We start from the raw sequence: 11,275 nt of genomic DNA on the forward strand, positions 1-11,275 counted from the left end.
TACTTAGTCAGGACAAAAACAAATAAAATTAATCTATAAATTCTATTTGTAAGTTCATTGTCATTTTTATCTCTCATTTATTAGTTGACATAAATGAAATTATTTCAATCTTCATCGACATACCTTAACCAAATGTTCCCATACGTAACTCGAGATGTCCCTATTTATTAATTAATTCGATTTTTTAAGGCTCAATCATAAATTCTGTGGGATGGTGGATTCCTTACGTAAGTTTTACGACTCATATCGAATAACTTGAGGAAGAAGTATTCATCGTCTGGATAGCCATAACCTTGGCGTCGTAGTGTCTTGATCTTGTTATTGATCCCCTCGATCTGACCGTTAGAGATCCGGTAGGTCGCAAATGCAATGATCCCTTCAAAGTGTCGGTCCATCAGGCGCCCAAACCAGCGTAGGTGGTCATTTCTCGAAGCATAGCATACTTCCATGATCTCAGTTATCAGAACGGCCATCTCCGGCTCACTGGCGGCCTTGTAAGCCTCCGATAGCATCACTTTGATGAGATCCAACGTGAGCAGAAGCTGATTGTCCTGGATAAGCTGGTCGTACTTCTCCTCACTGCCTGGACAGCGCGTAATCATCGCCTTTGGGAAGAGAGTGCCGCCTTTGGACAAGGGCTTGCCCTGCACAGCCTCCAGGTCTTTGCGCTGCAGCGTCTCCCGGGATGACATCAGGATATACCGGGTCCGCTTGAGGGACTCAGCGGCTTTGTAGTCGCCCTCGGCCTGGAGACGTCTCTGCTCGTCTTTGCGCACTTCAGCGACTACTTTGTCATTGAAGTTTTTGACGATGTGGAAGTGGTCGAAGACCGGCTGGATATGAGGGCACTTTTCCTCAAAGGCTTCTTGGAAATCTGAGTTCATGTCAGAGGCGACTGCCTCAACCCCGTCCATCCACTCAAGACCGACGTGCTCAATGAAGTCATAGACGACCTGCTTGCGCTTGCCGTGGGCAATCCAGAGAATATGGCCCGTCTCTATGTCGATGATGTGGGTGGCGTACTGGTGGCCTCGGTGAAGCTTGAATTCGTCGATACTGAGGTACTTTGCCTGCCTCTGGGGCTTGGTGAGCTTTCCGTCCAGGGTGTACATTTCCTCCAGGCGTTTCAAGTCGATCGCTTTGACTGTGTTCTTGCCAAGACCAGTAATCTCAGCGACTTGCTTGAGGTTGTAGGTTCCGATGGCGAGAAGATCCCTAGTGTATTGCAAAAGTGGTTGCGAGATCCGATGACCTTGTGCCTGAAAGGGCACCTGTTGGACTCTGGTGATCCCGCAGGTTGGGCACAGTAATTGATTCTTGTCGAATTCCAGGGAAGTATAAGTGTGCCCGAAGTTCAGGTGCCAAAGACTACATGAGGACGTATTGTTAATGTGCATGAAGCCCCCGCAGTTGGGGCAGGCGCGATCGGTGTCATCTAGCTTGAGGACTCCATGAAACTGGATCACACTTTTACCGGAAACGGCAGTATGCTGTGAACTATGCGTATTAGTAAACCCAATAAGAGACGAAGGGATGTGCAGATAATTTTGGTAATCAGTGATTGTATTAGCTTGTTCATCCTGTGTATAATTCATTCAGAGCCTCCGCTGTGTTTGGATTTGTACATCCGCCAAGATGCAATTCCATCATAGCGCGGGGCTCGTCCTATTATCAAATGTTATGTCGGCGTGAGGTATTGATCTATTCGATCAATCCCACAGGTTTTGTGATTGACCCTTTTTTAATCGAGAGATTCGAGATATGATTCGAGATATGATTCGAGATATGATTCGAGAAACAAAAACATACCATGAGTCGTATTTCAAATTCCGCTGTTAACCCCTGGTGACTTGGCTCAATCGAAGAATGATTCAGGACGACTGCACCTTCTCTATAAACAGCTGCCTGCTGAAAAAACATCCCGGTTCCTCTGAAGGTGAGGAACCGGGCATTTTCTTTGTCGAAGAGCACTTCCATTGTCAAAATCAGGAACTCGTCAAGACGAAGAGCCAGTGGCAGCAGTTCTACAAAGAACTGTTTTTCTGTGGTTCGATTTTGGTCTGCAGCGTAACCTTCATGGTTCCCGAAGCCGAGCCTTCCGCGCTGGCGTTGAACACCAGGAACTTGACGCTGCCATCTACTTTGACATCGATGGATCCGCTCAGTTCGATCATGAGTTCACCGGGAGTCTGCAGCGTTGGTCTGACAGCCTCGGTGATGGCCTGAAACAGTTCCTTGAGATGAATCGCTACCGCTTCATCACTGGGACCCAGGGTCTCCAGGATCCGCCGTTCGTCGATCAGGGTGGACCTGGCTTTTTTCAAATCCGCCGTAACAAAATACACATCAAAACTCATTGTAATCTCTCCTCGTGAGTTAAATCCGGATCAGGGTTTCAACCGGAAGCTCCTGATCGGATCGCCGTACATGGAATACATCAGCCAGTGGGTGTTCTGCTTTGACGACATCCGGAGTTTCACCTCCCGCAGAACCTGGCCCACCGTGGAGCCATTTCCGGCGAACATCGCCTGATAGAACTGGTGCGCAAACTCACCGGCGTAGAACTCCGGTATCTTGGCCAGGGTACCGATGTAGATTCCGGCCCCATCCTTGTAGAATTCCCAGCCAAAGCTGGTCAGAATCTTGAACACACTGACCGCAGAATTGGAGTAGCAGGCATTGGCAAAGATGAAGCAGCCAGCTTTGACCGGCAGGTTCTGAACGACGTCTAGATTCAGGTTCATGTAGTCTGTGCTTTGCCCGGAGATTTCCAGCATGGGATGCGTTACGCTGCCATGACAGGTAAGATGCAGCAGCTTCGTTTCCGGCAGAACTTTGACCAGGTCCGCCAGAGTCTCTTCGATCAGCCGGGTGACGACTACACCTGGCAGAGCCCTGAACAGTTCCCGGGCTTTTTGTGCGGTGGTGTCGTCTCGGAAATGGCCGCCGATGACGTTGGTGATCCGACTGATGAACTCCTGACCACCCTGCGGCCTGTCCCGTCGCGGGACCTGACCATGATCGGCCTTCCGGGGATAGCGACCCAGAATGAACTTACGGCCCCAGTAATCCGACCCGTCATGAAATACCTCCCAGGGGATCCACTGTTCGTTGCTTGAGATGACAAGAACCGATCCTTCCGCCCAGGTTTCAATGACCCTGGCCATATCCTCGGGAACAAGCAGTCTGTAAAGATTCTGAGCCCGAAACACCAGGTTCAGGTAAATATTCTCCCAGTCTACCGCAGGCGCTTCCTCCGCTGGTACGATCTCGTCGAGATATTCGGTAAAGACTCGGATTCTGGCATACATTTCTTCCGGATCGTTGGGCAGCCGGATCGGAAAGACCAGGGGGTCGGCCGTTTCTCCGGAGTATATTCGATAGATGATTTGATTGGCCTGGCTTTGATAATCCACCTGAATCGTTCGAATCACCAGTGCTTTCGGCTGTTCTTTGGCAACCGCAAGCAGATCCTTCAGATGATCCGGAGCAGACTCCAGCCTGATTTGGGCAGCTTTTCCCGGAGAAGCGGCTGCCAGCTGTTCAGGCGTCACCACGTTCGGTGAGGAAATGCTGTAATCCACCCGACTGCCTTGATAATAAACTTCCACCTCGATGGCCTGTTCTCCCAGTAGCTGGGGGACCAGATCGAAGCGAATTGGTTCAAACTCTCCGGTCGGGTGCAGTGTCATCGGGTAATTGCCGGATTCATAAGCGGCGTGGCCATACATCTGTTCATAACCCGGCGCAGTCACCTTGAAGTTCAGCTGAACCGACTCTGCCCCACTTGGGGCGAGCTGTTTCAGAATGCTCAGGGATTCTCTGAATTCAGTAATTTCCTTCGCCAGACCCAAAGTCAGAGGGTTTGGGGTGTTGCGAAGGCCATCGGCCGGAATATCAACCTGCTGAAACCGGCCCGGAAGTCCTGAAATCGGGAGATGTTGATCCGATTCTACCTGGTCCGGCTTGGCTTTGTCCGACTCGGCTTTATCCGGCTGATCACTGGCAGGCTTCTTATGATCAGGTTCGGGGGGACGAGGAGATCGTTTCACTGCCATCAGCACCACCCCGCCCATCGCCAGCGCGATAACTGCTGCCACCAGTCCCAGCGGGAAAGCCGCCGCAGCCTGGATGACCAGTTCCGCCCGGCCTTTGCCCCGCTCCTGACCATCCGCCAGATAAAAAACTTCCACCGGATAGGTTCCGGCGCCGGAAACCCGAAGGCCGCTGACCGCAGCCTGGCCGGAACTGTCCGTTTCCGCCTTGCCGGCGAGATTTCCGCCGACCTTGAACAGAAGCTCTCTGCCTGGGACCGGTTGATCCCCGGACTTCAGGACTGCCCTCAGACTGAAGGGCTCATCAGCCTTGACGGAATCCGGCAAGGTGATGATGCTGTATTCCAGGGGCACCCAGCCGGCATAAAGCCGGAGTGCTCCGTTCGCTGCCAGCTCCGAGAACGATTCGGTCAGTTCGAAGGGGTCATCCGGCAAGGTGAGCCCTGTGCCATCGGGTGAACTGTTCCATCCTTCAAACGGTAACCTGGCCTCGTCAGCTCTCCCTGCGCTGGGAGCAGAATAATCTGGCCGGCCCTGGCATCGATGGAAGAAGGGATGGATCCGGTTCCGCCATTCGGGTCAAAGATCAGGCGGATAACCGCGGCAAGAACCGCCGGAATCCATCGGGCGTACAGTACGGCTGATTCCTGAGCCACAGGTAAGGAACTGCCTGGGGGATAGTCTGTGCCGCTGCGTCAGGCCGAGTATTCCAACCGGAAAACTGCTGCTCCGGTTTCTCCAAAAGTCCGGCCGGCTCCAGAACCTGGACCTGACTGCCCTCCTGATAACGTCCGGCGTCCTCGGGCAGGATGCCGGTTCCTCCATTGAGATCATAAGTCACCCGATAAAACGGCCGGATGTTTTTCGATGGAATCCAGCCGGTGGAACCCGCGGCGAAATAGATGCGAAACAAGTCGCTCTCTGTCAATTTATTCTTAAACACGGCTGCCCAGTCCACCGGATCGCCCAGGCGGTCAATGATCAAGGAAGCCGGAGTCATTGCGTGGAGTACCGGGTTCCAGTTCACCCGCTCTCTGGTGATCTCTGGCATAGCCCCCAGAAACCAGGCCTCCCGCAGCCTTTCGCAGTAGGCAAAGGCGTAAATTCCTATGGTTCTGACCCCGGCCGGAATATCCACTGTCTCAAGCTGTTGGCAGTCAGCAAAAGCATAGGATCCGATCTGCTCCAGCCGCCTAGGAAGAGCCACTTCCAAAAGACCGGAGCAGCCGGCAAAGGCATAAGACCCAATGACGCGGATATCATCCGGGATCCCGACTCTCATCAGATCGGTCCGGTCCGCGAAGGCTTTGCTGCCGATGGCGGTGACCGGATAGGCAATGGATCCCTCGGTTACACTGGCCGGAATATCGAGTTCCGTCGACTCCCCGGTATAGCCGGTAATGACCGCTTCCTTGCCTGTAATTTCCCATTGGAAATTATTCCGGATATATAAATCGGGACGCTGAATCTTCGCCTGAATTTTCTTGAAGTCCGATCCCGATGGGTTGACTGAACGGACTTCTGCCAGACAGAGCGGCGAAGTCAGCAGTCCAAGCCACAGACTCACCACTGCCAGGCAGAAAGCCCTTCTGATGAACGTGATCCTGTCAGATCCCTTCATGTTCCTCCCCTCCTTCGTCGGGATGAGGCTCGTTGAAGCAGTGCGGTGAAGTAAAAGGCAGCTGGCCCTGATTTTTCTGACATTGCCCCGGGAAGCGCCCGCATTACTCTATTCGGATCAGGATCAGGTACATTGTTATTCCGGCAATATTTGAGATGCTCTGCAGGTCAGGAACCACACCACCAGGAGTCACAGAAGGCAAGATCCAGATCAGGAATCTTCCAGCTTTAAAAACCGACGGGCATTATTGAACAGGAGATCTTCCTCAATACCAGCATAGTTCGTAAAATATCGGACCAGGCCGCCCAGCTCGCGATCCATGGCCAGCATGATGAAGTCCGTGCCGAACATGACCCACTGCATCAGAAGATCGTTTTCCTTAATCCGGGCCAGGGTCTGAGCCTGGCGCTTTGGACTGGCGACATAGGCCACGTCGGCATAGATATTGGGATATTCACTCATCAGACTCAAAATGGTGTCAAACCAGGTCTCATTGATCGCGCCGGCTGAATTGGCCCGGGAACCGCCCAGATGCGCAAAATTAAGCCTCAGTCCGGGAAAGCGTTCCAGTACCGGCCGCCAGTTCTGTGGATTTGCATAATACCGGCTCTTTGTCTTGCGGACTTTCGTGAAGCTTTCCCAGTGGGGCTGAGCGGTCCAGCTCTCCACCAGATTCTGTCGCCGCAAATTCTCAAAGCCGCCCAGGGAGCAATGCACGGTGATGGGAATATCATACCGCTGGCAATAGGTATAGACCGATTCCAGGGCCGGATGGGTCGGCAGATAGCCCAGCGGCGGATAGAGCTTGACTCCCCGAAAAATCCCTCGCCCCTCGGCGAGCTTGAGTTCCAGCAGGTGCTGTATTCTCGGTCGTCTGGGATCTATGGCCAGAAAGGGGAAGACGGATCCCGGTCTGGACCGGGCCAGCTGTTCCAGTGCTTCCATATGGTCCTGATAGCCCGGGGAGAGCCCCATTCCGTCAGCGTTGTCCTTGGGCACAGCCTCCCGGATTCCGAGCCAGCGCTCGCGAAGTGCTTCAATTTCCCGATCCAGCTGATCGATTGGGTCTGCACGAGTCTCCTGCGGAAATTTCTCACCCTGATTCATCCGGATCAGCTCCCTGGCGACAAGATCCCGCACCTGGTCCAGATGCTGAGCAAAGTCTGCCCGTTCCTTCTCCTGAACGGTGAAGAGCTGTCCGGTTACCGGGAGCAGACGGGCTTCCTCGGGACTGTCCATTCCCCGGCCGTTGTTGTCCAGCGCGTAATAGATATCCATCATCAGGGGAGCGCAGAGCAGTTCCCTGCCCGCCAGGGCAGATCCGGCCAGACTGTCCAGCTGAGTTGTGTAATTGCCCTCACAGTCAGACAGCGCTGCCTCCAGCAATCTGGCGGCATAGGCAGCAAATTCACCGATCCCCTCCAGACTCAGGAAAGAACGCGGCGCTCCCCTGGCTTGCGGAGGAGCCTGCGGGTAGGTTCCCTTCAGGATGTTCCAGCTGGCCGCAGTCAGCTCAGTCAACGCATAGACGCCATTGAACAGATGGCAATGGACATCAAGGATCTGATGGTGTGACATGGGACCTCGCCTCCTTACTTGGACATGGTGTAGAGGTCGCGCCGGTCACTGGAGGCGGCATCGCCAAACAGAATGGCGCTGTTGCCTGTCAGATCGCCTGTTTCCTCAAGTTCCCAGAGGGTCCGGCGTCGTGCCTCCTGGAATGCCAGGCCAACGTTTTCCCGCTCAAACAGATTATTGTAGAACATTTCGCAGAAGATTCCCGCGCCGGTATCCGATACCGGCCAATAGTAGCCCGCACAGGCCGACGCCCCGGCTGCGATGAAGGCCGCAGCCAGGCCGCTGGAGTGTTTTTTCCGGCTGACCAGCCGCCGACCGCCGGAAGTCCGGCCAGACTCACAGGCGCTGGTGAAAACAAAGTAAGGCGGAGCGGTCCATTCCAGCTTCAGGATCTCATCGGCAGTTAACAGGCCGTCATAAAATTTCAATCCGCTGCGCTGCGGTGCCTGCCGGTCAAAACTGCCATGACCCGAAAAATGCAGGATATCGTAGGTCCCCGGCGCGATCCGGCGCCTGAACTCAGCCAGGGTGGCCGCTTCGGCCGCCAGGACATCCACCTTGATCCGAAAGCCCAGGCGTTCTCCCTCAAGGGCATTCAAGACGTCAAGCTCTCTCTGCCCGGATGCCAGATCCCCGCTGGTGTCAGCCATTGCCAGAATGCGCAGGCAGGAATCTTCCGATAAAGGATCTCGATTGGGCCGCAGGATTTCCCGGGTCGATACCAGTCGGCCAAAGGGTATTTCCAGGCTCAGCGGGTTTCCCCCGGGTCCGATCAGTTCCCAGGGCAGATTTTGAATGGTTTCATCCACATCCAGCAAAATCGCCGTGGGATGAAGTCCTTCCAGGATCGTTCGCCCCCGCTCCCCGATAAATTGCTGATACAGCAGTCCGCCCAATTCTCTGGCACAAGCCCGGGCTGTCTCCCTCGTCAGCTGCGCGTTCAGGCTCCATTGGTACAACGCCTCCGTCAGATCGAGCAGCCTGTTCTCCGTTTCCCGATCCACCGTGACATTCCGCTGCCAGGTAACGCCCGATCCTTCCACATGGATGGAAATCAGAAATTTCAGGGTCTCCCCCGGTTTCGGCAATGCCGGGGAATAGCGGGCGATGGTGATGTGAACGACACATGGCAATGACTTACCGCTTTTGCGGAAAAATCCTCCGATCATATGGACACCTCCAGTTCACGATGGTCCACCCGGCCATAATGGTCATGTTTTGTTCCGGCAACTGCGAAAAATTCAGCGAACGAAATGAAAATGGAAATATTGCCCAGACTCTGCTTCTGAACCTGCACAGTTCAGTTGGTGATAAAAGCTGGTTTTATCGCCTCGGCTGTTTTTCTCCATCACTCGTGTGACGTTTCCAAATTTTCCGGAAAAACGAAAAAACCGGCACTACGTCCGGGTCAGCCGGCCGTATTCAGTCGACTCCAAATCGGCTGACATGACATCCATGGCTGTTTACTTTTTCCATCCATTATTTCTCTGAATGATAGGCTCATCTCAAATAATTGAATCACATTATTGTTTTGATATTTAATATTAGATCTTCGATAAGATGGAGTCAAATATGATGAATTTATTATCATACCTTTCCCAGTATTATTAGTATTTTTATATTTCGGTTCTTTTTCTTATATTTGATAAAAATACCCTGTTCAAAATAACTCAGGTCACACAAACTCAGAATCAGAGCGGAAACACACCGGTTTTACCTAGTATTCTCTGCGGGCTTAGTAATGGCTCCCCTCTGAAATTTCACACGATGCCTTAGTGAACCGCTGCCTTTCCTTCATCAGCTGCCCGATCTTTCGAACTGTGTTGAGGTTTCTCACCGTGATCTCTTTATATAGCGGAGTACTCACCAGTTTGATCAGTATCATCCGTATGCTCTACTTTGCACAAATATCCCGCATCGATTGCCCTCTTGGTGATTACACCTTCATCATACATCCAGCCCATTGTCTTTACTACCTGAACAGCTTAGCCTGAACCGCCTTGCCAATGCATCGATACGCGCCTTGTCTGTCTGGTCAACGTTTGCGATCAATCATCCGGAAATTTCCTGAAAAAAACCGTTGACTTTCATCACTCTTGTTTGTATGATTATGTAAATTATGCAGCGCTATGAACGAGACCAGTAAAATCGACCCAGCCTAACAGAGAGCAACCGGATGGTGAAAGGTGCAGGACCGTCGATTTGAATACACTCGGGAGCGATTCTCCAAAACAAGGCGAGATTGTGATCCCCCCTTGCAGTAGGCAGATTCGGAACAGCCACCGTTACAGGGCTTGTCGGGTATCTTTGGTCTGCGTGACCTGAGTATTCCGGCTGAGGTTTGGATCTTCTGGATCCGGATGAAGAAAGGTGGTACCACGGATTATTAGAGCCGTCCTTTGAAACTTAACTGTTTCAAGGGACGGCTTTTTTGATTTCATGTACCGATCCGTAGTAATATGGCCCCAATATTTATACAGACAATCAATAATTCTAACAAATACACATGCAAGCAAATAATCATACGAACAGATGAGGAGTGAACAGCAAATGTCAGAAGTCAGATTTTTCAGCGGTGAACAAATTCCATTGGAGATGCACAAGGTCCGGATTATCCAGAAACTCTATCTGCCGGATGTGGATCAGCGATTCCTTGCCATGACCGAAGCCGGCAACAATACCTTCCTGCTCAGAAACCGGGATGTCTTCCTGGATATGCTGACCGACAGCGGGGTCAACGCCATGAGCGATCGCCAGCAGGCTGCGATGCTGATGGCAGACGACAGCTATGCCGGCAGCGAAACCTACTTCAAGCTGGAGCAAAAAATCAAAGAGATCTTCGGCATGGACTACTTCCTGCCGGCTCATCAGGGTCGGGCCTGTGAAAACATCATTTCCAAAGTCATGGTGACTCCAGGCAGCATCGTTCCCATGAACTATCACTTCACTACCACTAAGGCGCACATTCTGCTCAACGGCGGAGTTGTCGAGGAGATCTTTACCGATGAGGGAATAAAAGTGGAAAGCAGCCACCCCTTTAAAGGCAATCTGGATCTTTCGAAACTCAACCGCCTGATCGAACACAACGGGCCGCAAAAAATCGCTTTTGTCCGAATGGAAGCGGGTACCAACCTGATTGGGGGACAGCCCTTCTCTCTGGAGAACCTTGCTCAGGTCCGAGATATTTGTCGGAGTCAAAGAATCCCGCTGGTTCTGGATGCCAGCCTTCTGTCCGACAACCTCTATTTCATGAAAATCAGGGAGGAGCAGTGCCAGAATCTGAGCATCGCGGAGATCACCCGCCGAATTGCCGATCTTTGTGACATCATCTACTTCTCAGCCAGAAAGCTCAGTTTTGCCCGCGGCGGCGGCATTGTGATCCGGGATGAGCAAACTTACCGAAAATTTCAGGAACTGATTCCGCTGTATGAAGGATTCCTGACCTATGGCGGCATGTCTGTTCGGGAAATGGAAGCCATGACCGTTGGTCTGGATGAGACCATGGATCTGGATATGATCAATCAGGGACCAAAGTTCATTGCTTACATGGCAGATGAACTCGCCCGGCGCGGAATTCCGGTCGTCATGCCGGCCGGCGGCCTTGGCTGTCATCTGGATGCCATGCGGTTCGTACCGCATATTCCCCAGCAGCAGTACCCGGCCGGCGCATTGGCCTCTGCCCTCTATCTGGTGAGCGGCATCCGTGGAATGGAGCGCGGTACCCTATCCGAACAACGAGGCGAGGACGGCACCGAAACACTCTCTTCCATGGAACTGCTTCGTCTGGCAATCCCCCGGCGAGTCTACACTCTGTCTCAGCTCAAGTATGCCATCGACCGAATCCACTGGCTCTATGAGAATCGAAGCCTGATCGGCGGTTTATCCTTCTACGAGGAACCCAAGGTTTTGCGCTTCTTCTTCGGCAAGCTGAAGCCTGTGTCTGACTGGCAGCAGCGCCTGGTGGCCAAGTTCAAGGAGGATTTCGGCGACAGTCTTTAGATGAACTTCCTGCTGGCTGAGA

Annotated in this window: 7 protein-coding genes and 1 other annotated feature; of the genes, 1 reads left to right on the top strand and 6 read right to left on the bottom strand. The window is 52.7% G+C overall.

Annotated elements, in window-relative coordinates:
* Positions 1–191 precede the first annotated feature (191 nt).
* From NQU17_09635 to NQU17_09660, 6 genes are all read right to left on the bottom strand, one after another.
* Positions 192–1,595, bottom strand: a complete 1,404-nt coding sequence (locus NQU17_09635) for an ISL3 family transposase (protein ID UUM10925.1) — start codon at positions 1,593–1,595, stop codon at positions 192–194.
* Positions 1,596–2,024: 429 nt separating this feature from the next.
* Positions 2,025–2,357 (bottom strand): hypothetical protein, encoded by a 333-nt coding sequence (locus NQU17_09640; protein ID UUM10926.1) that lies wholly within the window; start codon positions 2,355–2,357, stop codon positions 2,025–2,027.
* A 30-nt stretch (positions 2,358–2,387) separates the two neighbouring features.
* Positions 2,388–4,490, bottom strand: a complete 2,103-nt coding sequence (locus NQU17_09645) for a CHAT domain-containing protein (GenBank protein ID UUM10927.1) — start codon at positions 4,488–4,490, stop codon at positions 2,388–2,390.
* A 151-nt stretch (positions 4,491–4,641) separates the two neighbouring features.
* Positions 4,642–5,676 carry a leucine-rich repeat domain-containing protein gene (locus NQU17_09650; GenBank protein ID UUM10928.1) on the bottom strand — a complete coding sequence of 345 codons (1,035 nt, stop codon included), beginning with the start codon at positions 5,674–5,676 and terminating at the stop codon, positions 4,642–4,644.
* A 210-nt stretch (positions 5,677–5,886) separates the two neighbouring features.
* Positions 5,887–7,254, bottom strand: a complete 1,368-nt coding sequence (locus tag NQU17_09655; protein ID UUM10929.1) for an amidohydrolase — start codon at positions 7,252–7,254, stop codon at positions 5,887–5,889.
* Between the two features lie 14 nt (positions 7,255–7,268).
* Positions 7,269–8,423, bottom strand: a complete 1,155-nt coding sequence (locus NQU17_09660) for a CHAT domain-containing protein (protein ID UUM10930.1) — start codon at positions 8,421–8,423, stop codon at positions 7,269–7,271.
* A gap of 951 nt (positions 8,424–9,374) precedes the next feature.
* Positions 9,375–9,657: a binding site (T-box leader), on the top strand.
* 147 nt (positions 9,658–9,804) lie between these two features.
* Here NQU17_09660 and NQU17_09665 point away from each other — a divergent pair.
* Entirely contained in the window at positions 9,805–11,253 is a 1,449-nt protein-coding gene (locus tag NQU17_09665) for a tryptophanase (GenBank protein ID UUM10931.1), read from the top strand.
* Positions 11,254–11,275 lie beyond the last annotated feature (22 nt).

The organism is Clostridiaceae bacterium HFYG-1003 (assembly GCA_024579835.1).
In the GTDB taxonomy this organism is placed as follows: Bacteria; Bacillota; Clostridia; order Clostridiales; family Clostridiaceae; genus JG1575.